Below are 26,225 nucleotides of genomic sequence, written 5' to 3'. Positions count from 1 at the left end.
CAAAACAGGCAATGCGTTCAGTCAGACAAATCCCGTCAGCAGGTTTTGCGACTGCTGCGCAGCCGAGCGGGAGCAAGTTCCCTCGCCACAAAAGCCTGTATACCACGGTCCTATATGACCGAGTCCGAACCCAAGGAAACCGTATGAGCCTGTCACTCCTGAGCCGCTACGCCTTCTTTGCCGTCTGTGTGATATTCACCCTCGCCAGCCTGCCCTTCCTGGCATACGACTGGCTCTGGCCGATCGCCGCCGTCACCGGCGTCCTCAGCCTGGTGGGTCTGTTCGACCTGTTGCAAAGTCCTCATGCGGTGCGCCGCAACTACCCGATCCTGGGCAATATCCGTTATCTGGTGGAGGGCATTCGCCCGGAAATCCGCCAGTACCTGCTCGAATCCGACAGCGATGCCCTGCCCTTCTCCCGGGCTCAGCGTTCGCTGGTGTATTCGCGAGCCAAGAACGAGAGCGCCGACAAACCTTTCGGCACGCTGATCGACGTGTATCAGTCGGGTTTCGAATTCATCGGCCACTCGATGCGCCCGGCACCGTTGAGCGACCCGAGCAGTTTCCGGGTGATGGTCGGCGGCCCGCAGTGCACCCAGCCGTACTCGGCGTCGGTGTTCAACATCTCGGCCATGAGCTTCGGCTCCCTCAGCGCCAACGCCATTCGCGCGTTGAACCAGGGCGCCAAACTCGGCAACTTCGCCCATGACACCGGCGAAGGCAGCATCAGCCCCTATCACCGGGAAAACGGCGGCGACCTGACCTGGGAACTGGGCAGCGGCTACTTCGGCTGCCGCACCGCCGATGGCCGCTTCGACCCGGAACGCTTCGCCGCCCAGGCACAGAACCCGCAAGTGCGGATGATCGAAATCAAAATGAGCCAAGGCGCCAAACCCGGCCACGGCGGGATTCTGCCCAAGCACAAAGTCACCCAGGAAATCGCCGAAACCCGTGGCATCCCGATGGGCGAAGACTGCATTTCGCCGTCGCGCCACAGCGCGTTTTCCACGCCGATCGAAATGATGCACTTCATCGCACAACTGCGTGAACTGTCCGGCGGCAAACCGGTGGGCTTCAAGTTCTGCCTGGGTCACCCGTGGGAATTCATGGGCATCGCCAAGGCCATGCTGGAAACCGGCATCCTCCCGGACTTCATCGTGGTCGACGGCAAGGAAGGTGGCACCGGCGCCGCGCCCGTGGAATTCACCGACCACATCGGCGTACCGATGCGTGAAGGCCTGTTGTTCGTGCACAACACCCTGGTGGGCCTGAACCTGCGGGACAAGATCAAACTCGGCGCCAGCGGCAAAATCGTCAGCGCCTTCGACATCGCCAGCGTCCTGGCCATCGGCGCCGACTGGGCCAACTCGGCGCGCGGCTTCATGTTCGCCATCGGCTGCATCCAGTCGCAAAGCTGCCACACCAACAAATGCCCGACCGGCGTCGCCACCCAGGACACCCTGCGCCAGCGCGCCCTGGTGGTTCCGGACAAAGCCCAGCGCGTGTTCAATTTCCACCGCAATACGCTCAAAGCCCTGGCCGAAATGCTCGCCGCCGCGGGGCTCGATCATCCTTCACAGCTGTCGGCCAAGCATCTGGTGCGACGCATGTCGGCGACCGAGATCAAGCTGTTCTCGCAGTTGCATGTGTTCTTGAAACCGGGGGAATTGCTCACGGGTGAAGTGAACGGCGAGTTTTATTCGCGGATGTGGCAGATGGCACGGGCGGATAGTTTTGAGCCTAATGATGCGGCGGCTGCATAGGCATAGGCTGTGTTTGCGCGCCAATCTCAGGGATTGGCGCGTCCTCCACGATGAACAAACGAGCCTCACTGCCCCCTTCCCTTAGCGTCAGCACCTGCTTCCAATGTTTCGGAAACAAGGCGTCATGTTCAGGACGAGCCGTACCCGTTACCCACCAGACTCTCCTGGCATTGAGTTTCAGGGTCGAAAAGTCATTGAAGAAAATCGAGTGCAGGTGACGGGGAATGAGTGCCCAGCCACCGTATTCGGCGGTTCCCCACAGGGTGCCGGTCGCTGTTTTGAAGACGTATAGCCTCGGCTGAATGCCTGTCGAGTTGTAGTACATGAACGGCAAGTACCAATACAGGTTATCCACAACGATTTCGTCACCCGGATGCACTTCGCGGCCAAGATCTGCGACCACGGCGTCCAGCTTGGCGTCTCTGCGAATGCTGGTGCCGTTCATCTCATCCGTTTGTGCATAAATCGCCGACAGCCCGTGCACTTCCACCAACACAATAAAAACCATGGCGACAGCAGCAAGGACAGCGTGGCGTTGGCTCAATGCGTCCAGTGCGAGCGCAACGATAAGAGGCAACGCAGCGGCGGCGAATACCAGGTACCTGGCATTGAAAACCGGCACGATCAGCGACACCAGAAACACGGTCAGCGCCGGCACGAAGAAATAACTCACCAGCAAGACGCTGAAAGGTCGTTCATTACGTGCTTTGAGCAGTACCGCAGCGGCGCAAACAATGATCAAGACCAAGGGTGTCACGCGCCATAAGTCACTGGTCGAACCCTCCATCACCACCAGTTGCCAAACGAAGGTCAGCACCGTCGGCCAGGTGAGTGGCTGTATCCATTCGAGCCCGTCCATTCGCAACAATTGACTGATGAGAGGCGGTGCCCACGGCAGGTACAACACGACGATTGCACTGTTGGCCAGTATCCACGCACATACAGGTACCGTGCTTTGGACCTTGCGCACTCGCCACCAAAAAAGCCAATGCACCAACACGCACAATGCGGCGAAGTAGTGCGTGTAAAAAGCCGCCGTCATCAACAGCACGTAAACGACCGGGTAACGCTTCTGATCCGGCGCCTTGACCCAACACACCAGCGCCACGGTCGCCCCCATCAGCCAGAACCCCAACAAGGTGTACATTCGCACTTCCTGGCTGTAGCGCACCGATATCGGCAGCAACGCCAACAACAATGCTGCGATCCATGTCGCCCTTCGCGTCGCCAACAGGCTCATCAATTTAATGCCCAGCAACAGCGTGCCGACATCGGCCAGCGCGCTCAGGGACCGCGCGGACAACACGCCATGACCGAACAGCAACATCCAGTAATGCAGCAAGACATAGTAAAGCGGCGGATGAACATCCCGAGCCGTCGTGGCCCAGATATACGCAGGCGAACCCTCGGCCAGCAATATGCTGTAGGCCTCGTCATACCAGATGACCGGCACGGTGATGGCGTGAAACCTGGCGAACAGCGCGATCGCCAGCACCGCCAGCAGACCTGCCCCCTCGGCCACTCTGGATGAAACGTTTTTGAGAGAGATCGAAGAGAAGCTCACCGATTTCACCACGCAAGCGCGGCGATCGGCGTCGGCTCTTTCATCACGATGAAACCGTAGTCACCCAACAGATAGAGGCTGTAGAACTTGTTATCCACCAGCGGTGGATAACCCTGATAACCCATCAGCGTCGCGTTGCGTCGCTCCCGCTCCGCTACCACGTTGGTGATGCCCGCTTTCGGCAGGTTTTCCGCCAGCATGTAGAAGTTGATGTTCAGCAGATAATGCAAAACCGGCATCTGCTTGAACGAGCCTGCAGCCTCCACCAGCCAGTGATCGGAATAACTCACCGACATGTATATGCGCTTGGCCTCGCGCAGTTGCCGATGGGATGCAATGTCATGCCCCAGGGAAAACAACGCGCTGGAAGCGAAGGTGTTCTGCACCGACAGTACGCGACCATAGGCGTAGGACATCGAAAGCATGGCCAGCAGCGGAACCACCAACAGCAGCGTCAGCCGCTCATGAATATGTGCCAGCGCCAGATGGCTCAAATAGAACAGCAGCACCAACAGCACTGCGAACCCCATCAAGGTTCTGGCGCCTTCATTGAAATCCCGGAAAAACAACACAGCCCCCGACACTAGAAAAATCACGACCGGCACGGTCAACACACACGCCAGGCCCATCAAGACTTTTCTCAACCCTGTGTCCTGGCGTGCCACTACGTTCCGGGCCAGCTGCACGCTGCCCGCGATGGCGCACAACAGCAGCACGGCGAACACCCAGGTGAATCCACCGTGAAACAGCAGCACGACTTTTTCCAGCACGCGACCAATGTTGATTTCCAGTTGCAGCCAGGGTGCTGCCGCCCAGTTCAGGAACAAAACACGGGTCTGATCCATGTATGGATAAGCGGTGACGCTGTAGATCAAGCCGCCGAGCACCACCTGCGCGAGTTTCCAGCCGATCAACTCGCACCATTGCGGCCAGGCCCATTTATCGTTCGCGCCCCTGAGCAGTTCGAGGCAACACAGGCCCAGAAACACATTAATACTCACCTGATAGAGCCCCAGCCCCAGGGCAATCAGGAAGGCCGGCACCAGCCATTGCAGGATGCGCGAAGGATGACGAAACGTGATCGCATAGATCACCGCCACCAGGCTCAAGGCATTGGTCGGTCCGTCGTATTGATACGACAGGTTCTGCAGGAAGAACGGGTTGTACCAGAGCGGCAACACCACCATGCAGCAGGATAGCGTCGGCTGCGGGTAGTAATGAAACGTCAGGCTGGTCAACGCAAAAGTCATGGCCAGGGAGGCTATCAACAGCGGCAACGGAAAGATGTTCGGCGCGGCATCGCTGAAGGTCAGCGCGTTGTAGAACAGCTCGGTGAACAACCGCCCCTGCCCCACCCAGTCCGTGCCGGCGGACAGCGAACGCCAGTTGTCATCGATGTAGGGATAGTCGGCGAGGATCAGCGGAATGACATAGATCAGCGTCGCGAGTTGAAAAAACAGCCAGACCCGACGACGGCCGATTTCGCCGCTAAAAAAATCGCTCAGTCTGCCCATGCTAAAGCCCGACCCGGTCTTTGCCACCGATGACGTCTTTGATCACATACCGGGGCCGATGCTTGGCTTCGATGTAGATGCGACCGACATACTCTCCAAGAATGCCGATGCCGATCAGTTGCACACCGCCCAGAAACAATATGGCCGTCATCAACGAAGGGTAACCGGGGACGCTGTTGCCGAAGAAAATCTTGTCCAGCACCATGTACACCGCATACAGCACCGCGAAGATTGAAATGCCGCCGCCGATGTAAGTCCACAACTGCAAGGGTACGGTGCTGAACGAGGTAATGCCTTCCAGCGCCAGGTTCCACAGCTTCCAGCCATTGAATTTGCTGCGTCCCGCCACCCGCTGGGCCCGCTCGTACTCCACCACCACGGTGGTGAAACCGGCCCACGACAGAACGCCTTTCATGAACAACTGATGCTCGGGGAGTGCGCGAATCACATTGACCACCTTGCGGTCCATGAGGCGGAAATCCCCGACATTCTCTTCGATACGGGTGTAGGAAATCCTGTTCAGCAGGTGGTAGAACATTGCCGCACTGTGGCGTTTCAAATAACTGTCGCTGGTACGATCCCGGCGTTTGGCGAGCACCACATCGGCACCCTTTTGCCACTCGGCAATCAACCGCGGGATGACGCTGATCGGGTCCTGCAGGTCCACGTCCATGGGGATCACCGCATCGCCGGTGGCGTACTCCAGCCCGGCAAACAACGCCGGCTCCTTGCCGAAGTTGCGCGAGAAATTGATCAGCAATACCTGTTCATCGACCTGGGCCAGCGCCTTGGCCTGCTCAGCCGTCTGGTCGGTACTGCCGTCGTTGATGAACACGATCTCGACTTCATAAGGGTCAAGTTTCAACTCACGACGCACCGCTTGGTGGAACAGACTGATCGCCTGCTCTTCGTTGAATACCGGAACAATCAGCGAAACCTTCACGTTTCACACTCCTGAGAACCGAAGTGTAGATGCTCGCCAGATGCCATCATGGGGAGTTCCGGTACGCGAACTGTCCGGCAGACCGACGGCCACGCCGCTCGATCCGTTCGCTATAAGCAGCTGAGACATTCGGTAATATCCAGCCTTTTGCAATTGCCTGTGAATAACGGCACCCTGCGCGCCGCCAATGTGCGGCGCCCCCTCTTTTGCGGCGCCGGCAACTCCTTATTCAACAGCCCGTTCAAGAGCCCGCCTTCATGACGTCTGGACGCGATCACCGAATCGACTTTTTCCGCGGCCTGGCCCTGATCTTTATCTTCTGGGACCACGTGCCGCAGAACCCGCTCGCGCAGTTCACGGTGCGTAACTTCGGCTTCAGCGATGCGGCGGAGATTTTCGTGTTCCTGGCCGGTTACGCGGCCGTGCTGGCCTACGGCAAGATCGCCCGGCGCGACGGGCTCATGGTCGCCACGGTGAAAATCCTGCGACGCGCCTGGGTGCTTTATGTAGTGCACATCTTTTTGCTGGCGCTGCTGATGGGCATCGTGTTTTTCGCCAACAGCCACGTGGAAACCCGCGATCTGGTGCAGGAAATGGGCTTGCAGTATTTCCTCAGCAATCCGCAGCAGGCGTTGATGGACGAGTTGCTGCTGCGCTTCAAGCCGAACCTGATGGACCCGTTGCCGCTGTACATTCTGTTGCTGCTCGGCCTGCCGCTGGTACTGCCGATACTGCTGCGCAAGGCGGAATACGTGGTGGGGCTGTCGGTGGTGTTGTACCTGCTGGCGCCATGGTTGCAGTGGAACCTGGCGGGCACCGACGGGGGCGTGTGGTTTTTCAATCCGATGGCCTGGCAGCTGCTGTTTATTCTCGGGGGCGCGGCGGCGATTCACCGGCAAAGGCCTCGGGCGCCGCAACCTCGACCGCTGACTCGACAGCCGGTTCTCATCGCGGCTCTGACCTATCTGGTAATGACCGGGATGATCGCGCTGTCGTGGAAATGGCCGACCGTGCATGACGCGTTCATGCCCCAATGGCTCGGCGAATGGCTCTATCCGATCAGCAAGACCAACCTCTCACCGGCGCGTCTGCTGCACTTCCTCGCCCTCGCCTACGTCACCGCCAGGTTGTTGCCGGACACGGGCTGGACGCAACACTGGCTGGCACGACAAAGCTGTCGCATGGGCCGATATTCTCTGGAGGTGTTCTGTTTTGGTGTGTTGCTGGCGCCGTTGGCGGACATGCTCAATGCCTTGGGTGGGAACGTATTGGCGATGCAGCTATTCAGCGCAATGCTGGGGGTCGGGTTGATGGCGTTGCTGGGGGCCTGGCTGGATTTCAATAAGCGGTTGAACATGCCGATACCCGTGGCAGCCGTTTAACATCAAAAGATCGCAGCCTTCGGCAGCTCCTACAAAAGCAGATCGCGCTTCACCCGTAGGAGCTGCCGAAGGCTGCGATCTTTTGATCTTCCAAATGCAAAAGCCCCGATCATTCTGACCGGGGCTTTTGTAAGGCTGGCGTTACAACTTACGAAGCCGAACGCACCGCGCCTTGCGTCACATTGGTCGGCTGCAACTTGAACATGTAGAACAACACCGTCAGCAGTACCAGGAACGCCGGGCCCACATACAGCGCCACTCGGGTGTCCGGGAAGTACGCCATCAGGCCGACCACCAGCACCAGGAAGGCCAGCGCCAGATACGAACTGATCGGGTACAGCCACATGCGGTATTTCAGGCCGGCACGTTCGCTGGCGCTCAGGCCTTTGCGGAACTTGAGCTGGGCCAGCAGGATCATCACCCAGGTCCAGATCGCGCCGAAGGTGGCTATCGCGGTAACCCAGACGAAAACCTTCTCAGGCACCATGTAGTTGAGCAGCACGCCCAGCAACAACGCGCCGATCGACAACAGCAACGCACGACGGGGCACACCGCCGTTCGAGGTTTTGGCGAAACCGGCCGGGGCCTGGCCATTTTGCGCCAGGCTGTAGAGCATGCGCCCGGTGCTGAAGATGCCGCCGTTGCAGGACGACAACGCCGCGGTGATCACCACGAAGTTGATGATGCCGGCGGCGGTCTTGATGCCCAGACGCTCGAAGGTCATCACGAACGGGCTGCCCTGGGTGCCGATGGCGTTCCATGGGTAGATCGACAGAATCACGAACAAGGCGCCGACGTAGAACAGCAGAATCCGCCAGAACACCGAGCCGATCGCATTGGGTATGGTCTTCTGCGGGTTCTTCGCTTCACCGGCGGTCAGGCCGATCATCTCGACGCCGAGGTAGGCGAACATCACCATTTGCAGGGACATCAACACGCCTTGCACGCCATTGGGCATGAAGCCGCCGTGGGCCCACAGATTGGAAATCCCCAGGGCGACGCCGTCGTTGCCGAAGCCGAACGCGATCACGCCGATACCGCCGACCACCATCGCAATGATGGTGACGATCTTGATCAGGGCGAACCAGAATTCGAACTCACCGAAGGCTTTCACCGCGATCAGGTTGATCGAGCCCATGCTGACCAACGCGGCAAGTGCCCAGATCCAGCGCGGCACGTCGGGGAACCAGACGCCCATGTACACCGCCACTGCGGTGATTTCCGCGACGCAGGTCACCAGCCACAGGAACCAGTAGTTCCAGCCGGTCAGAAAACCCGCCAAAGGCCCGAGGTAATCCTGGGCATAACGGCTGAACGAGCCGGCGACCGGATTATGCACGGCCATCTCGCCGAGGGCGCGCATGATCACCAGGATCGCCAGACCGCCGATGATGTAGGAGAGCATGATGGCCGGGCCGGCCATTTCGATGGCCTTGGCCGAACCCAGGAACAGGCCGACGCCGATACAGGCACCGAGTGCCATCAGGCGAATATGCCGTTCGCCGAGTTCGCGTTTAAGCGGGCCGCCCTGAGCGGTCTCGCCGTGAGGCAGGTGATTGCCGACTGGCATAGGGGTGCAACCTCGTCTTGTTATTGGATATGACCACCGAGTGTCGAAGCGCCGGCCGATAAGCCAGTGCCTGGTGAAACCGGGCCTGTCTTGTGGACAGACACGTCTTGTAGGACAAAACCTCCAAGATCAGCGGGGCGTGCAGTATAAAAAGCTAATGACAGGTGTTTTAACTATATAAAACACAATATTCAGCGATAACTAACGGGTAATTCGCGTAAAACGGAGTGGCATTACCTGGCTTATGCAGGTTTTTTCGCCACTGAAACCGCACGGAGTATTGCACAGCAATGGTGCATCGTCATGCCCCTACCTAGGCAGCATTTACCTCGCTGATGCGTCTAGCTCAACCCTTTCAGACGACCTCCCCCTTGTGGCGAGGGAGCTTGCTCCCGCTCGACTGCGCAGCAGTCGCAAACCCGGTGAATCGTATTTATCAGACAAGTCCGGAATTGGGGCCGCTTCGCAGCCCAGCGGGAGCAAGCTCCCTCGCCACAAAAGCGCTATTCCCAATTGGATCCTGCATGGTTCTCGGAAATTTCAGTCAAATGTTGCAGATTCAGGTTTGGAGATAGGGACTAGGGTCAAAGGGGAACTTCAAAAGGGCGCAAGGAATGCATCCACAACCAAATTCACATCTGCTACGCCATGGACGATGTTCAGAACAGGGTCGGGCCTATCTCATCACAGCAGTTGTGCACCAACGCCGCCGAATATTCACTGATTGGCGGTTGGGACGTCTGTTAGTTGCCGAACTCAAGCGGGCCCACGACCAGAAATGGGTCAACTCAATAGCGTGGGTCGTCATGCCAGATCACTTCCATTGGTTGGTACAACTCGAACAACACTCCCTGGCGCAACTCATGCAAGCCACCAAATCTCGCAGCACACTCTCCATCAACCGAGCGTCAAACAATGAAGGGGCTTTTTGGCAAAGCGGCTACCACGACCGGGCAATCCGCGATGGAGAAGGACTCCTGCCATTCGCTCGTTACATTGTTGCCAATCCATTGCGCGCAGGGTTGGTCAATAAAATTGGCGATTACCCACTATGGGATGCCTGTTGGCTATGAACCCAGCAGCACCATAACCCTGTGGCGAGGGAGCTTGCTCCCGCTCGGCTGCGCAGCAGTCGTGAATCCTGTACATGCGGTGTGTCTGAAAAAATCCGGTGTTGGTGGTTTTGGGGACTGCTGCGCAGTCCAACGGGAGCAAGCTCCCTCGCCACAGGCAAGCTCCCTGGCCACAACAGCCCTTCTCCACAGGTAATGATGCGCATCTGATATTTGGTTGTTCACAATTTTTTCACCAATGCCAACCACCGTCTAAGCTTCAAACAAGTCCGATCAATCTGCGTGAATGGATCAGTCGACTATGGGCGCTTTGTGGCAAACCGATTCGAGTGACACTGTGGTTCCGACTGAACGTGTGGATGAAGCGCCTTTACCTGAAAAACCCCGTCGCTCACGACACGGCTGGGGGGCGTTCTGGTTGCTGCTGCTGATTATCCTGATTGTCCTGGGCCTGGCCGCAGCCAAGGAAATGCGCACCTCCAAGTTCCAGGCCCGGGAAATCAGCAAATATGCCGCCTCGCTGAAATACGAACTGCAACCCGGCCCCAGCGACGCGATTCGCTACCCTGGCGAAGGTCCGTTCGATCAGCGTCTGGGCTACAGCTCCCTGGATGAATTTCTGCCGCGCCTGCTCAAGCGCGATTACGTGATAGCGGCGCAAACCCGCTTTTCGCCTGCGCTGATGAAGTACAGCGACAAGGGCTTTTTCATTCCCTATACCGAGAAAATCCAGGCCGGGCTGTCGATCACAGATTGCCGTGCGGCCCCGCTGTATCAGTTCAAGTATCCACAACAGCTCTATTCAAGCTTTGCCGCGATCCCGCCGGTGGTGGTCAACAGCTTGCTGTTCATCGAAAACCGCTTTCTGCTCGATCCGCACCAGCCCCTGGCCAACCCCGCCGTGGACTGGCCACGGTTCGGCATGGCGGCGTGGTCCCAGGTAGCCAAGCTGTTGCGCCTGCCCGGCCAATCGGCGGGCGGCAGTACACTGGCGACACAGCTTGAGAAATATCGACATTCGCCCGATGGCTTGACCGTGTCGGGCGCGGAAAAAATCCGCCAAATGATTTCCGCCAGCGTGCGGGCCTATCAGACGGGGCCGGAAACCCTTCAGGTACGGCAAAATGTGATTCGCGATTACCTCAACAGTGTTCCGCTGTCCGCGGTACCGGGCCACGGTGAAGTGCACGGCATGGCCGAAGGTTTGCGTGTGTGGTACGGCACCGACTTCAACAAGGCCAACGAACGGCTGGCCAGCACCGACACCGATCAGAAAAGCCTGGCGGAAAAAGGCCTGGCCCTGCGTGAAATGCTGTCGCTGATGATTGCTCAACGCCGCCCTTCGCACTACTTGACCAAGGGCCGCGATGAATTGGCCAGCCTGACCGACAGCCATATTCGCCTGCTGTCACAAAATGGGGTGATCGATGCGCCGCTCGCGGCGGCGGCACTGTCCAGCCAAGTGACCTACCGCGACTGGCAGACCCAGCCCACCATCCAACCGATCGAAACCAACAAAGGCATCAGTGTCGCGCGCAGTCGCCTGGGCAGTTTGCTCAACCGTCCGCTGTATGACCTCGACCGCCTCGACCTTTCCGCCACCAGCACCTTGCAAGGCGAGCTGCAAACCCAGGCCACCGCATACCTCAAGCATCTGGCCGACCCAGCCTATGCAGCGGAAATCGGCCTGATCGGCGAACGCCTGCTCACCCCCACCAGCACCACGCAGGTGCGCTACAGCTTCACCCTGTTCGAACTGACCCCGGACGGCTCGCGGGTGCGGGTGCAGACCGACAGCACCGACCAACCGTTCGACATCAATGAAGGCAGCAAGCTGGAACTGGGCTCCACCGCCAAAATGCGTGTGCTCACCACTTACCTGCAGATCATCTCCGAATTGCACGATCGCTACGCAGGCATGACCGTTGCCGAACTGAAGAAAACCGAAGTCGCCGAACAGGATCGCCTGAGCAGCTGGGCCGTCGATTACATGATTCAGAACACCGACCGCAGCCTGCCAAAAATGCTCGGCGCCGCACTGGATCGCAAATATTCCGCCAGCCCCGGCGAGGCGTTTTTCACCGGTGGCGGGTTGCACACGTTCGTTAACTTCCGCAAGGAAGACAACGGCCGCATGCCGACCCTGCGCGATGCCATTCGTGAGTCGATCAACCTGCCGTTCATCCGGCTGATGCGTGATTTGGTGCGCTACAGCACCTACGCAGGCCCCAACAGCAGCGCCGAATTGCTCAAGGACGACCGCGACCCGCGGCGTCAGGAATACCTGGCCCAGTTCGCCGACCGCGAAGGCACCGCATTCCTGTTGCGGTTCTGGAAGAAGTACCAGAACAAGGACACCCAGACCCGCCTCGAGACCTTCCTCGACAGCATGCACCCGACACCGATCCGCATGGCTGCCGTGCATCGCTACCTGTTCCCGCAGGCCGACCAGGAAAGCTTCAACACCTTCGTGCGCTCACACCTCAAGGGCGCCAAGCTCACGGAAAAACTCACCGACGAACGCCTCGAACGCCTGTACCTGAGTTACGGCCCGGGCAGCTACGACCTGCCGGACCAGGGCTTCATCGCCAAGGTCCACCCGCTGGATCTGTGGCTGATGGGCTACTTGCTGAACAACCCCGACGCCAAGTTCAGCCAGATCGTCAAAGCCAGCGAATTCGAACGCCAGGAGGTTTACAGCTGGCTGTTCAAAAGCAAACACAAGGGCGCCCGTGACAGCCGCATCCGCACGATGCTGGAGATCGAGGCGTTCCTCGACATTCATCAACGCTGGCAGAAAGTCGGCTACCCGTTCGATCACCTGGTGCCCTCGCTGGCCACCGCCATCGGCAGCTCCGGCGACCGCCCCGCCGCGCTGGCGGAGCTGATCGGCACCATCCTCAACGACGGTGTACGCCTGCCGACGCTGCGTATCGACAGCCTGCACTTCGCGGCCGGTACGCCCTATGAAACCCAACTGATGAACAATCCGGTCGTCGGCAAACGCGTGATGCCTTCCGAGGTGGCAACCGCCATGCGCGAGGCCTTGTCGCAAGTGGTGGATGCCGGCACGGCCAAACGCGTGGCAGGCAGTTTCAAACTGGCTAACGGCACCCCGTTGGCCATGGGCGGCAAAACCGGGACCGGCGACAACCGCATCGAAGCCATCGGTCCGGGAGGGCGGATTCTGAGTTCGAAATCGATCAACCGCACTGCAACGTTCGTGTTCTACATCGGCGATAGCCATTTCGGCACCTTGACCGCCTACGTGCCGGGGCGCTCGGCCGAAGCCTTCAAATTTACCTCGGCGTTGCCCGTGCAAGTGCTCAAGGGCATGGCGCCGATTCTGATGCCTTACCTGCAACCGGGGAGTCATACAGGATGCCTGCCTGTTGAAGTCGCCCGACACTGATCACGGGTGGTAATTAATTATTTTCGGCATTGATAATCTCAATGCGTCGGCAAGTATCCACACGTATTCAAGAACAGTAATTCAGACTTTTACTTTGAGCCTTGGGAGTTAGGCTGGTGACTCCTATAAACATTCAAGGCTTTATAAAAACATGTCTGAAATACAAGGAAGTATATTAGGTGGTTCATTACCGGAAACTGCCGATTTAAAAGGCCGCCATTACGATTTTATCCAGAACCGGATCCACCCCATCTTCAAAAACGCCTCTTTACAAAGGGTTCAGGGACTAACCCTCACTCAAACGGCAATCGGGACATGGATAAAGACCGCCACAGACATCGATCACACCCGGTTACAAGAATCCAACATTAAACTCTGGTCCGCTCAGAACAGAGTGGACCGCATTCTTGAAGAGTTACAAAACATTTATAAGTTCGCCGAGCCGCTGCTGACCGACGCGTTGTTGAAACAGTACGGTGTCGACGTTGATGTAAAGACAACCTGCTTGCATCTTTACTTACCCAAAGAGCGCCCTTGGTATGTCGTTGACCTCTCCGGCGGCGTGGTGACCCGTACGGTCTCACTGCTGGACGCCGCCCTGCACAACTTTGCGCTGACCGAAACCTGCGAATCGGGCTCGGACTTTATCAGTCAGCCCGATGCGCGCGGGCACTTCGACATTCAGCCGATCAAACGCAAAATGTCCATCGCACAGTTCCAGACCTTATGTCGCGAGTTGGACATCGGCGCCCGCTACACCCGATACCTCGAAGAACAGTTGCTGCCCAGTGACGGCCTTGCACAGGTCATGTTGAAACTCAACATCGTCAATTACGAGAAAACCGCGTTCAAAGCGGCTGCTCAACAGGCCGTGATGACCAATGACATTGACGCCGACGCCCGCGATTTGATCCTGAAGATGCTTGATGGTCAGCGCAATCTCACCCGTAAAGGCCGGGTGATGCACTTCGCTGAATTGTCCATCATGGACAGCCCGTTGACCGGGATCGTGCTGATTACGCCGGACCTGGAACGAACCCGCGATGTCGTACCGATATTTGCTTACGTCCCGCAAGACCCGGAGCATCCACTGAAAGAGTACCCGTCAACCGCCGCGTTCATGAATGAGCTGACTCGCCAGCTACGCGATAACAACACCCTATCGTCTACCGGAATGACCTATCGTCAGTACTTCAGCCGGTTCGTAAACCAACCCGAGCGCGGGCATTTTTTCGGCGGGTTGGAGCAACGCCTGTTCGAGGTTAAATGGCATCAAAAGGAACCGCTGGACCAACGCCCTAGTTGGCGGGAAGAACCGGTCGACAACCCCTACCTGTACTTCAACGCCACACCGATCAACGGTGAATTGTGGGAGTACCTCTATCAGCAAAAGCTGAACAAAATCCTCAATGATGCGCGAAACATCGCCGTGTCCACCGCCGATACCGATCGCAATGCCCGATGGGCCTGGTGGGAGAACTTCAAAAAAATTGTCTCGGACATCTTCAATGCCGCGCTGATGGTCGCCACCCCGTTCGTCCCGGGGCTGGGTGAATTGATGATGGCGTACACCGCTTACCAGATCACTACCGACGTAGTCGAATCCGCCGTGGACCTGGCGCTCGGCCTGTGGATTGAAGCCGCCGAACATATTGTCGGGGTCGTGACGGACGTCGTTCAGTTGGCCGCTTTCGCCGCCGGTGCGCAGATCGGCCAGCTCGCACGCCTCAAACTCTCACCACTGATCGAAGGCATGAAGCCGGTGGAACTGCCCAACGGCCAGCAACGCCTGTGGTATCCCGACCTCAAGCCCTACGAGCAGCCGAACGTCGGGTTACCGGCCGACTCCACGCCTGACGCATTGGGTTTGCATACCCACGAAGGTCAAAAGATTCTGCCGCTGGATGAAAAACAGTACGCCGTGCAGAAAGACCCGAAAACGGGCACCTATCGTGTCAAACACCCCCATCGTGGTGAGGCCTATTCACCTGAGCTGAAACACAACGGCTACGGCGCCTGGACACATGAAGCGGAAAACCCGCGAGACTGGGACAGCCCCAGGCTGATGCGGCGTCTCGGTCACTCCGTCGACGGTTTCAACGATGCGCAACTGGAACAAATTCGTATTGCCAGCGGCACCGAAGCGGGGGCGTTACGCCGAATGTACGTCGAAAACACCGCCCCGCCTCCGTTGCTCACCGATGGCCTTGAACGCGCAGGTATTCAGCAGCAAACCGAGCAGGCTATTCATGACATTCGCTCCGGACGGCCTCTCGATCCCGATTCTTACTGGTTCGAACCCTTGGCGACTTACCTTGAAGGCTGGCCCTCGGACAAGGCCCTGAGAGTTTACGAAAACACCGACCTGACAGGCCGGTTTCGCACTTACGGTAATGCCCAGGCGAGCGACGAACACACGCTCGGCACCAGCCTCACCCAACTCATGCAGGGGGATCTGCCCAAGCAGCTCGTCGAGTTCCTGAGCGAAGAAGAACTTCAAGTGCTGATCGGCCCAGGCGTCGCCAGGGGAGAACGGATCCAGGCTCTGCGCAATCAACTGGCTGACGAGGCAGACCGCCTCCGGCCCGATATCTTCAATCAGCGCTATCAGGCCACACAAGCGAGCGCCAACCCGCAGATTCAACAGCTACGCGACGTGGCTCCAGAGCTGCCGACCCGCGCGGCGACGGTACTGCTCAACAAGGCCGGCAGCGCTGAACTCGAACGCATGGCCCGGGACCAACGCCTGCCGCTGGACCTGAAAAACCAGGCCCGTGAAGCGGCCTTCGAAACCCGGGCCAACCACGCCTATGAAGGTTTCACCGATGCTGCCCGTTGGGTTCCAGAGACGGAGCGACTGGTGCTGAACGCACTCAGAATTCACACCGACGCGTTCGGCGATTTGCGTATCGACATTCGGCAGGGTTCCGACATCGGGCCCTTACGATGCAGCGTGGGTGCGGAAGACGCTTCGGTCATCCGGGTATTGATCAAGGATGACGGGGCACGGTACGAAGTGTGGGACGCCGACAACCACAAACTGCATGAAGCCGACGACTTTTACGAATCGGTGCTCAATGCCCTGCCGGCCAGTAAACGCACGCAACTGGGTTATCGTCCAGGCCAGGGAACCTGGTTCAGACAATGGGTGATGGTCAAAACCGAGGCCCCCGCCGAGCGTCGGATCGCACTGGCAGAACCGCCGATTCGCCTGATCGCCGACCCCGACACCCTGCTGCTGTTGCGTGGCCCGGGCTTTTCCATACAAAAGGCCACTTTGTCGGAACGGGTGCAGGACATTTACCCGCACTTGAACGAGCGCGAGGTCAGCACCTTTGTCCGATCGCTGGGCGAAGAACCTCAGGCACGCAAGACCCTCGATCGACTTGACCGCGAACTGGACGATCTTCAAGTCAAACTCAACAAATGGCGGTATCAGCAGCCTGAAGCCTGGGGCCCGGATCGTAACGGGTTCGTGAATGGCGGCGGGCTGCATATTTCCGAGCGGCTCATCGCCTGCTTTCAAAGAAAGTCGACGGCCTTTGGCGAGCGTAGCTTCACACTCGAAGGTGGGTATGTGCTGGACCTGTCAACAGATTTCAACACTCTGGATCTTGAACTATGGTGGCGTGAACTGCCTGACCTCAAGTACTACCTCGACCAAGTCAATACGCTCAATCTGGACCGTACCGGCTTTTCCAGCAGCGCCACGGGGTTGTTGAAGGACTTCCCTAATCTTCGGCAACTGAGTGCCCGAGGCTGCGGGTTGGAAAAGCTACCTGTCGCCATCGGCAACATGCATTTCCTGCGCACACTGCGCTTGATCAACAACCGGATCCGGTTGACCCGGTCGTCGGTCGAGCGATTGCGGCATTTGACGCATATGGAAACGCTCAGGCTCGATGACAACCCGCAGTTGGGTCTGCTGCCGAGCGTCGAACGGATGCCGAAACTGAAGATTCTGAGCTTGAGCAACACCGGCGCAACCGCCTGGCCTGAAGGCCTGTTCACAAGGCGCCGCCCACGCGGGTTTTATCTGGACCTGATGCAAAACCCGTTGCGCGACATCCCCCTGGTCGTTCCCGGTTCAGAGGACGCGCGCCTCGTGGCACGTACGCGACTGTTTCCGACAGACCTTTCTGACACCAACCTGATTGTCTACAAAGACTACCGACGATCAGTGGGCATCAGCCCTGAACATCCTTACTCCGCCCTTGCGGACCGGGCGATCAATCAGTGGCCCATGGCTGACGACTCGCGATGGTGGAGCGACAAGGCCGCAGGCGTGGGCATCTTCAGGGTAGAAGCCTGGCACGACCTGATGACCGAACCACACTCCCGAGGGTTCTTTAGCTTGATCCAGAAGCAGACCGAGTCTGCCGACTACCTCGCCGGTGGTGAGCGGCGCAAACAACTAAGTGACCGTGTATGGCGAATGATCGAAGCCATCGACCTGGACAAGGCATTGCGCAAGGAACTGTTCGAAATGGCGACCACACCGACCACGTGCGCTGACGCCGGCGCCCAGGTCTTCAACAACATGGGCATCAAAGTATTGGTCAGCGAGGCCTACGCCCAGTCGACATCAACCGCGATCCTTGAAAGCAAATTAGTGGCCCTGGCAAAAGGCGCCGCCCGTCTCGAACGGGTGGATGACATCGCCCGGGCCGATTTCGCCAGCCGGGAAGGTGATCCTGATGAAGTCGAAGTGTTCCTCGCTTACGAGACCGGCCTTGCCCAGCGTCTCGACTTACCCTGGCAGTCGCAGAGCATGCTCTACCGGCCGATTGCTGGCGTGAGTGCCAAAACCCTCGATACGGCGTTCGACACCGTGATGTCGATGGAAAACGGCGATGGACTGATCAACCACATGCTAGAACAGTCGTTCTGGGAGAAATACCTGCACGACACCTATCCCGCCGAATTCAGGCGTAATGCCCGCACGTACGAGCTCAGGACCGAGCTAGTGGAGGAATTGCGCGAAGCCCAACGCGCGTGGGCGAACTCCAAAGGACGGGTGATTGCACAGAGACAGGCGCTCAGACAACGACTGCTGGGGCTGGCCCGGCAACTGAACGTCCAGGAGAACCTTGTGCTCACCGATGAAGAAATGAGCGACGAGGTCTACGACGGATTGCTGAATGACCTTGGCTACGAGGAAAAACAACTGGGTAGGCGTCTGACCCGGCAGGCGTTGCAAAGCGTCGGGTAGTCACCAGTGCCCTGAAGGCAAACAACGCCTTCAGGGCACATCCCGCGCTTACCCGACTTCCGAATCCCAGATGACGGTCACGCTTCCTGAATACTGCCGTTGTCGCCCAGGCCGAATCATCGACTCCATACTCGATGATGGAATCTCGAAATGCAGGGTTCCCGGTTTTCGATCCACATAAAAACCGGGCACGATTGGTCCGATACCATCGCCCTGCAATAAGGGCATGCGATTGACAGGCTGTCCGCTGGCGGTCGTCAAGCCATGGGGAAGACTGATACTGACGTTCAACTCCGCGCCTTGACCAGACACAGGATCAACCACACCACAGCGTTTGTTATCCGGGGTGTGTTGGCATTCGACCTCCATTTTGAAGCGTGAACTGGAGGAAATGTTGAATGTCTGGTCACGAAACAACCGAGCGGGTCTACGCCCCTGCGACAGCCAGGCCTGCCAGCCGCCTTGCGGCACCAGTTCGATGCGGTTGCCTCCGGGCGGGACATCGACTTTCAATGTGTGCTCGACACTCAACGTAAAATTGAGGGTGATCAACTCGTCGTCGGGCAACATGATATCGCCCATGTCGAAATCGCCATGAGGCCCAACGGTATAATTCAGTACGCCCCGGTATGTACCTGTGATCATTTCCAGGGGGCTCGGCGTTTGCATTTCGTATGAAAAACTCAAACTTTGATACGCAAAGCCGTAGTTCTCCGTGATCGGCAGTTGAGCCTGCTTGGAACAAACACCACCCTTGAGCGGCACTTGCCAGAAAAAAGCGTAAAAAAACGGACTACCGTAACTGACTCCACCGCTGACACAGGGAGGATTTGGCCATCCCCAACTCGTTGTCCAGTGGCCACTAAGCAGGGGCTCCTTGATTGTGTAGGCGGCCCCCATACCGCTAATTCGCATTTTAACGATCGCGGAATCGCCGGTACTATCATTGATGACGGCCACTTCCTTCCAGGAGGACGGCAGCTGGAACATCGGCCCCTGACGCTGTTCATGCTTAGCCTCAATAGGCGCGGATGCCTTGAATCGTATCGGCACGCCAATACTGAAGACTCCGGGTGCGCAATAAGTCGGGTGATCTTTACAATGCCCCCCTTGCGGCGTGGTGTTCTCAAAAACGTTACGCATGGCGTTTGCCGGGTCTGGACGGAACACCGCGCTCATCTCCAGCGTTACTGCATTGACGGAATTCACGAGCGCTATCGAAAATAGCCCTGCCAACACCCAGCCAGTAATGGCGCCAAATTTCTTTATTGTATTCAAGACTCTTACACTCCGTATCACAGACTCAAGCTCCTAAACTTCCGAATCCCAGATCACCGTCACGCTCCCCTTGTATTGCCGCTGTACACCGGGGTGGATCATCTCGGCGACTTCACTCGCAGGAATCTCGAAATGCAAAGTGCCCGGCTTGCGATCTACATAAAACCCTGGCTGGAACAGTTCAGTGCCGCTGCCATCGCGCCGCAATGGCCGGCGATTGACCGATTGGCCTGCGGCGTCGGTCAATCCATGGGGCAGGCTGACGCTGACGTTCAGCGGTACAGCATGGCCAGACATCGCGTCGTGTAATGAGCACGTTTGGCTGTCCTGACTGTATTGGCACTCCATCTGCATTTTGAAACGCGAACTGGCGGAGATATTGAAGGTCTGGTCGCGGAACAGGCGCGTCGGTTTTCGCCCCTGCGTCAGCCACGATTGCCAGCCACCCTGGGGTATCAGTTCAATGCGATTGCCGCCCGGCGGTACATCGACTTTTAGCGTGTGTTGAACGTCCAGAACGAAGTTCAAGCCCAGGGTCGAACTGCTGGGCTGCATGATGTCGCCCATGTCGAAGTCCATCCCGGGGCCCAGGGTGTAGATCAGTTTTCCGGAGTACTTTCCCGAGGACATGTCCAGCGGGTTAGGGGTGACCAGTTCATAGGCAAAGTCAAGGTACTCATATTGCAGCCACGGGATATCAAACTTCGCCTGCCTTGAGCACACCCCATCCGTGGGCGTCTTCCAGAAAAAACCGTAGGCGTTTGGCCAGACTATCCCCACGCCGCTGTATGTACAGGGCGGCGGTGCGTTAACCCATGTGCCGTCCCACAACTTCCAATGCGCATCCCGGGGAGTAGCAGTAGGGCCAACCAACTTCATGATGTCTTCGGTCACATACTTCGAACCGAGTCCGGCAATCCGGACTTTCAGCGTTTCACTTTCACCGGTGCTCTCATGAAAAACCGTGAGGTCCCGCCATTGCGCCGGGACTTTGAACATGGCGCCCTGACGTTCAGATGGATGATTGGCCAGAATCGGTGTAATGGAGTCGAACCGAATCGGTACTCGCAAGCTGAACATTGCGTTGTCAATGCATTGCTGAGGGAAAGTGGCGCAATACCCGCTGGGCGGCGTATCGTTGTTGAAATTATTGCGTTGCGGATTCGCCGAATCCGGCTTGAACGAAGCCTGAATCGACACCTCCTCAGCCCAGGCGGATGACAACCACATCGACAGGAAAAAACCCGCACCTGCACATCGTTTGAACACCTGGAAACGGTTCATCCCTTCAACCTCGTAAAGTCGGTATCAAGCACCTGGCATCAACGCGTTGAAGATCATGTTGACGCTGCCAGAGTAATTGCCGGGCTTGTAAACCCCATCAACCGGCGGTACAGGCACGATCTCCAACGGCACCCGTTTACCCAGCGCCGCTTCGCTCATTGGCAGCACTTCGCGGTTATCCAGCTCGCTCAGCAGTACGCCGTTGAACAGCACGCGCAAGCCGATGTCATGGGCATCGGTACCGTTCGACAGATAAGGCCGCCCCTCAAGCCTGGCTTCAATCGAACCGGCTTCATTTTTCACATCAAAATGCTTGCGCAGGCTGCCCAGTGTCGACGCCGAGAGGTTCCACGGCAGGCGCTGCTCGCGATGAATCCAGCCAGGGTCGGCGGGAATCACATAGAACGCCTGGGTCGGAATCGTCACGTACACCTCAAACACGTGCGTTTCCTTGGCGGCATAAGCCCAAGGGCTGGCCAGCAGAGCCGCCACCCACAGGTGCATGACTGTCAGTTTCTTGAACATGGTCATCACCCGGGGTCAGCCCTTCACGTCGATTTTTTTGCTGCGCTCACCTTCGACCAAGGTGAAGCGGTACTCGCGACCGGCCTGCTTCTCAAACTGAAACGTGCGGCCGGCCAGAATGTGATGTTTGGTCGTCGGCTGGCAGTCCTGCTCGTTCTTGACCGCGCAATCCTTGAACTCGTCGATCACCACCACGGTGTTGCCTTTGTTACGGATCCGGTAGTTGCCCGACTCGTTCTCGATCGCACTATCGAAACGCGTTTCTTTAGGCCGCACGAAAAACACCGCGCCGTAACCCGCCAGCACCGTGACCCCTGCCGACAGGGACTTTTTGTAGTCTTCGCGGTCTTCGCTGGACACGGCGAATTCGTCTTCCTTCTCCGGTACGACCGGAACGAAACGCACCCGGAAATAGCGTTCCCTGTCACGCTCCCCCATGAACAGTAACCGGGTGCCCTGCATGCCGTTGGCCGGCACGATCAGCCGTGCGGGACTGGCCATCAAACCATCCCGGGCGTTGCCGTCTGCCTGTGTCTTGAGCGGCACTTCGCGCGAGGTACCATCGGCCTCATAGAGGATTTCAAGGATGTTGACCTTGACGAATGCCGTGCTGTCGCCGCCATTGAATACACGTTTCAAGAAGGTACTTTTGTCGCCGTCCAGATAGTCGTAAACGGTTCCGATATTGATGCTCGGCGCGGCGTGAGCCATCTGGGTAAAAAGATAAAAACCAAACAGTGCCAACAGGTGTTTCATCGTACTGAACCTCGTTGAATTGAATGCTGAAAAGTGCGACCTGCTAAACGTCTGAATCCCAGATCACCGTTACACTTCCGGAATACTGCCGTTGTCGCTCGGGGCGTATCATTTCTGCCACTTCGCTGGCGGGAATTTCGAAGTGCAGCGAGCCGGGCTTACGATCGACATACAAACCCGGCACGAACAATTCGCTACCACTGCCATCGCGTCGCAGCGGTTGCCGATGGACTGGCCGCCCCGTTGCGTCGGTAAGCCCCGTGGGCAGGGTGACGCTAACATTGAGCGGCACAACATGGCCGGACACTGGCTCTCGTAAAGAGCAGTTATCGCCGTCCTGGGTGTACTGGCACTCCAGGTGCATCTTGAAGCGACTCGACGAAGCGACAGTGAAGGTCTGATTACGGAACAGCCGTGACGGTTTGCGCCCTTGCGTCAGCCAAGCCTGCCAGCCACCCTCAGGCACCAACTCCACACGAGTACCACCGGGGGGGATTTCGACCTTGAGCGTGTGCCGCACATCCAGAGAGAAATTGAGGGTCAGTTGGTTGTCGGCTGGAATCATCACATCGCCCATGTCGAAATCCTGATGGGGACCGACCGTGTAGTTGATGGCGCCGGTGTATTTGCCTGCCAGCATGTTCAGCGGGTCAGGTGTACGTAGCTCATACGCGAAAACGAAGTACTGATACTTGAAGGACATCGGAATATCGAAAAGCGCCTTCTTGCTGCACACGCCAGCGCCTGCCGGGACCCGCCAAAAGCTGTTATAGCCCACGCCGCTGGCAGTGCCCCTGCCGACGCCCTGACAAGGCGCAGGTGCATAAACCCAACGCCCGCCTTCCCACAATTCATCCCACCAACCGCCATTGGTTATTTCGGTGACAGGACGGGGAAGCAGCGATTCGTGACCAATACCTCCAATCCTGATGGAAAGTACTTTTGAATCACCCGATTCGTGAGTCACGCGCACCTCTCGCCATTCAGAGGGAACACGCGCCATCCCGCCCTGGCGCGGATCCGTATGGTTGGCCAGAATTGGCGCGTTGGCGACGAATGGAATCGGTGTGACCAGACTGAACAACCCAAAGGGTTCACAGGCCTGAGGGACCTGACGACAGAAACCCTCAGACGGCGTCTGATTGATGAATTCATTTTTCTGCGGCTTCGCCGAGTCGGGCTCGAACACTGCGTCAATGTCCATGACGACCGCGACGGCCTGCAAGCTTGGCACAACCAGACAGGCCCCTAAAAAAAATGCCCCTACCGTGCGCCATCGGATAGCAGTCGAAACACTCATCGTTTTGTGGACTCCAGAGATTGAGCAGCACACATCAACCGGCGCTCCGCACGGCATCGCCAACGTTTGCCAATGTGTCCGGCGTGCAACGCAAATCCCCGATCATCAGCACATTGTTTTCCGTTCTCCCCTGGCTCGGGTCCAGGCGGAACTGGCACAACAACTGATTGCCATGACGCACTTCCAGGGTCGGTGACCCAGCGTTCATTTCCATGGAGAAGAACCCGTCCACCTCGCTCACCCCGCGACTGGCGTGGTTGATGATGTGGTGGCCCTTGAGCGGGTTGCCCTGGGGATCGATCAGACGACCGAGTACGGTGAGGGTGCGCATCACGCGGATCTGGCGATAGTCCACGCCGCCCTTGTTCAGGTGATAGCTGGAACGGGATGGCTGAATGGTCGCGGCGGGGACGTCGGTGCCCTCAAAATCGAAACTGACCGAGCTGCTTTTGTAAGCCGTGATCGGCACAAAATTGCGCCCGGGTTTGAGCACCGCGCTGCCACCGCTCAAATCGTCGGCGCGCAAGGCGATACCGTCGATGTCCGATTCGACGTCGATGATCATGCCGGCACCATTGCGGTGGTATTGGCTGGTCACGACCATTTTTTGTCCGCCGACGGCCACGGTGCTGTCCAGGTTCAAACCGCCGGTCAAGTCGTTGTTGAACGATGAGCGCTGGATAAACCCGTCACCGTTGACCAGGTCCGATTGCATCGACGCCATCGCGTTCAAACCGATGCCATAGGTGTCGGTGATGGCCGTGGCCGAGACGTTTTGCAGCACGTGATCCTGCAAGGTTTTGCGGTAGGTGAGCGAGGCATTGTTATCGCGCCCGCCGTCGCGATCGGTGCGGGTGCCGATGCTGCCGGACCATTGCTCTCCCGGACCGCCCAGCGCGATGTTCACGCTCAGGTCGACACCACGATTGCGATCATTCCCCGAGCTGAAACTGCCCGGGCGGTCGAACAGCGACAGGCGCCAGTTGGCGTCGCTGCCGAACAGCTCAGTGCGTTGGGTCCATCCCAGATCGAGGCCGACGCCTTCTGTGTTGCCCTCGCTGTGGGACACCCGGGCATTGACCGAACTTCTGCCGGTGAGTCGATGATTCAACGATAAGGAAGAGTTGCTGGTCTGGCCGATAAATACGTTGCGCTGACGCACGCGCGTGCCGTCCGGCAAGGTGTCGTACAGCCGCGTGGTGTCGAGCCAGCTGCGGTTATGGCTGACGACGAGGCTGCCGCTGCCGTAGGAATAAAGTCCCTGCACATCGAGGCCGGTGCCGTAGTCTTCAGTTTTGTAGACGTTGGCAAAAAGGCTGGCGTTGTTGACGATCGCCCAGTCGATTGATGTGCCGTATTGCAGAGAGTCGCGCACCTGCCGCCCCGTCAGGCCGAGAATCACTCGCGGATGCAACAGAAAGTTGAGCGCCGCACCGGCGGCTATGTCGCCATCGGCCTGCTGTTCCCAGTTGCTGAGCAATTTGGATTCGCGGCCGGCGAACAGGTTGTAGCGCCAGCGCTCGTCATGATTACGCCAATTGTTGGGTTTGTAGACCAGCTCCAGCGTGCTGGAGGTGATTTGGCCGTCTTCGATCAGGCGCACTTCCACTTCATAAATCCCGCCGGGCAGCGGACGCGTATCGAGGGTCTGCAACCCTGCCGGAACGGCCTGAGTGTTGATCAGCAAACCGTCGCGGTAAATCTCCACCGAGCCTTGTCGATTGGCCGTGACGTAGATCGGATAAACCGCCGGTTTCGGATTGTTGATGGCCAGGCTGTCGGAGCTGCCATACATGACGCCCAACGCGGTGTCAGGCGTTGCGCCAAAATTACGCGGCTGACGGGTCAGGCCTTCGGATGTGGGTGTGAAATAGCCCAGGCGCAAAAAGTTGCCTTGTAATTCACGCTGGGTAAAAAGCTCATGCACGGCGTGATAGATCTGGTTGTCCACACCGCCCAGGCGGGACAGCTGCATATTGACCGCTTGGGTCCAGTTGCCCAGGCTGCTGCTGGCTTCCAGACCGTAACGACCACCGAGGTCCTGGTTCTGGCCGCCATTGAGGTTCAACTGGTTGCGCACGATCAGGCCGGTGCTGCCGCCTTCGGGCAGGTTGTAATACTGCTGCACCTGATCGTCCCGTTCGGCGTTTTCCGTGAGGATCGACACCAGCGAGTTTTCGAGGCTGTAGTGCACGGCCAGCAGTTGCTCAGGGCAACCGCTGTTGCACGTGCCCAGCGGCACACCTTGTTTCAGATAGTTCGACCAGGTTTCGCGCTCACTGGCTTTGATGGTGCTGTCGCCGACATCATTGAAGTCAACTAAGGTGATCCGATCGTCGCGGGTCAACACGACCATCGCCTCACCGAGAAACTGTTGATCAAGTTCCACGCGCACCGCCAGCGGTACATCAAAGAAGTGCTCTTCGAAGTCGCTCGGTAAACCCTTGGCTTGCGCAAGCAAACTCCGAGGTGTGTGGCCGTTGTCCGCTGGCGCGGCCAGGGCGGTTGCACAAAAACATAGGGCAAGCGCCGTCGCGATGGGAGTCATCGGGAACATGAACGGAATACTCTGAAGATAAGTGCGTTGAAACCCGATCGACAGGCAGTGATTACCCATCGACCGGTAAGTATTAACGAATAAGGCCGAGC

15 protein-coding genes are annotated in these 26,225 nt (G+C 58.0%); 5 read left to right on the top strand and 10 right to left on the bottom strand.

All coding sequences use genetic code 11. From position 1 onward, the window contains the following. The first annotated feature begins 143 nt into the window (after window positions 1-143). Window positions 144-1,763, top strand: a complete 1,620-nt coding sequence (locus ACEN9A_RS04845) for an FMN-binding glutamate synthase family protein (protein WP_019651336.1) — start codon at window positions 144-146, stop codon at window positions 1,761-1,763. On the opposite strand, the gene ACEN9A_RS04840 is transcribed toward ACEN9A_RS04845, so the two are convergent. From ACEN9A_RS04840 to ACEN9A_RS04830, 3 genes are read right to left on the bottom strand one after another with little or no spacing between them, the layout of a single operon-like run. Further along, on the bottom strand, window positions 1,741-3,336 hold the full coding sequence (locus ACEN9A_RS04840) for a glycosyltransferase family 39 protein (protein WP_413387227.1): 1,596 nt from the start codon (window positions 3,334-3,336) through the stop codon (window positions 1,741-1,743). The two genes, ACEN9A_RS04845 and ACEN9A_RS04840, sit on opposite strands and share 23 nt — an antisense overlap. Next, the gene (locus ACEN9A_RS04835; RefSeq protein ID WP_258672487.1) at window positions 3,333-4,841 is read right to left on the bottom strand and encodes a glucosyltransferase domain-containing protein; all 1,509 of its coding nucleotides are present in this window, start codon (window positions 4,839-4,841) and stop codon (window positions 3,333-3,335) included. The genes ACEN9A_RS04840 and ACEN9A_RS04835 overlap by 4 nt, the downstream gene beginning before the upstream one ends. A gap of 1 nt (window position 4,842) precedes the next feature. Continuing rightward, complete coding sequence (locus tag ACEN9A_RS04830; protein WP_019651333.1) at window positions 4,843-5,784, bottom strand: glycosyltransferase family 2 protein; 942 nt, start codon at window positions 5,782-5,784, stop codon at window positions 4,843-4,845. Window positions 5,785-6,041: 257 nt separating this feature from the next. Between ACEN9A_RS04830 and ACEN9A_RS04825 the strand changes: the two genes are divergently transcribed. After that, window positions 6,042-7,166, top strand: a complete 1,125-nt coding sequence (locus ACEN9A_RS04825; protein ID WP_018926641.1) for an OpgC family protein — start codon at window positions 6,042-6,044, stop codon at window positions 7,164-7,166. 148 nt (window positions 7,167-7,314) lie between these two features. Here ACEN9A_RS04825 and ACEN9A_RS04820 read toward each other — a convergent pair whose 3' ends face one another. After that, complete coding sequence (locus tag ACEN9A_RS04820) at window positions 7,315-8,736, bottom strand: amino acid permease (RefSeq protein ID WP_019581581.1); 1,422 nt, start codon at window positions 8,734-8,736, stop codon at window positions 7,315-7,317. 614 nt (window positions 8,737-9,350) lie between these two features. On the opposite strand from ACEN9A_RS04820, the gene ACEN9A_RS04815 reads away from it, so the two are divergent. From ACEN9A_RS04815 to ACEN9A_RS04805, 3 genes are all read left to right on the top strand, one after another. Continuing rightward, window positions 9,351-9,809, top strand: a complete 459-nt coding sequence (locus tag ACEN9A_RS04815) for an REP-associated tyrosine transposase (RefSeq protein ID WP_258672486.1) — start codon at window positions 9,351-9,353, stop codon at window positions 9,807-9,809. Between the two features lie 301 nt (window positions 9,810-10,110). Further along, the gene (locus tag ACEN9A_RS04810; RefSeq protein WP_258672485.1) at window positions 10,111-13,221 is read left to right on the top strand and encodes a transglycosylase domain-containing protein; all 3,111 of its coding nucleotides are present in this window, start codon (window positions 10,111-10,113) and stop codon (window positions 13,219-13,221) included. Between the two features lie 394 nt (window positions 13,222-13,615). After that, a complete protein-coding gene (locus ACEN9A_RS04805) occupies window positions 13,616-18,433 on the top strand; it encodes an NEL-type E3 ubiquitin ligase domain-containing protein (RefSeq protein ID WP_408981107.1) in 4,818 nt (1,605 codons plus the stop codon). A 48-nt stretch (window positions 18,434-18,481) separates the two neighbouring features. On the opposite strand, the gene ACEN9A_RS04800 is transcribed toward ACEN9A_RS04805, so the two are convergent. Genes ACEN9A_RS04800 through ACEN9A_RS04775 form a run of 6 tightly spaced genes read right to left on the bottom strand, consistent with a single transcriptional unit; the run spans window position 18,482 to window position 26,133 of the window. Further along, window positions 18,482-19,711, bottom strand: a complete 1,230-nt coding sequence (locus tag ACEN9A_RS04800) for a hypothetical protein (RefSeq protein ID WP_258672483.1) — start codon at window positions 19,709-19,711, stop codon at window positions 18,482-18,484. A 33-nt stretch (window positions 19,712-19,744) separates the two neighbouring features. After that, on the bottom strand, window positions 19,745-20,995 hold the full coding sequence (locus tag ACEN9A_RS04795; RefSeq protein ID WP_258672481.1) for a hypothetical protein: 1,251 nt from the start codon (window positions 20,993-20,995) through the stop codon (window positions 19,745-19,747). Window positions 20,996-21,019: 24 nt separating this feature from the next. Beyond that, window positions 21,020-21,520: a fimbrial protein gene (locus ACEN9A_RS04790; protein ID WP_258672480.1), complete on the bottom strand. Its 501-nt coding sequence runs from the start codon at window positions 21,518-21,520 to the stop codon at window positions 21,020-21,022. Between the two features lie 15 nt (window positions 21,521-21,535). After that, window positions 21,536-22,276, bottom strand: a complete 741-nt coding sequence (locus ACEN9A_RS04785) for a molecular chaperone (protein WP_258672479.1) — start codon at window positions 22,274-22,276, stop codon at window positions 21,536-21,538. 43 nt (window positions 22,277-22,319) lie between these two features. Then, the gene (locus ACEN9A_RS04780; RefSeq protein WP_413387222.1) at window positions 22,320-23,576 is read right to left on the bottom strand and encodes a hypothetical protein; all 1,257 of its coding nucleotides are present in this window, start codon (window positions 23,574-23,576) and stop codon (window positions 22,320-22,322) included. Between the two features lie 34 nt (window positions 23,577-23,610). Further along, window positions 23,611-26,133, bottom strand: coding sequence for a TcfC E-set like domain-containing protein (locus ACEN9A_RS04775; protein WP_258672478.1), 2,523 nt, complete (start codon window positions 26,131-26,133; stop codon window positions 23,611-23,613). Window positions 26,134-26,225 lie beyond the last annotated feature (92 nt).

The organism is Pseudomonas sp. Pseusp18 (genome assembly GCF_059506005.1).
Note: the sequence above shows the minus strand (reverse complement) of the source record. Positions and strands in the feature narration are given on the sequence as shown.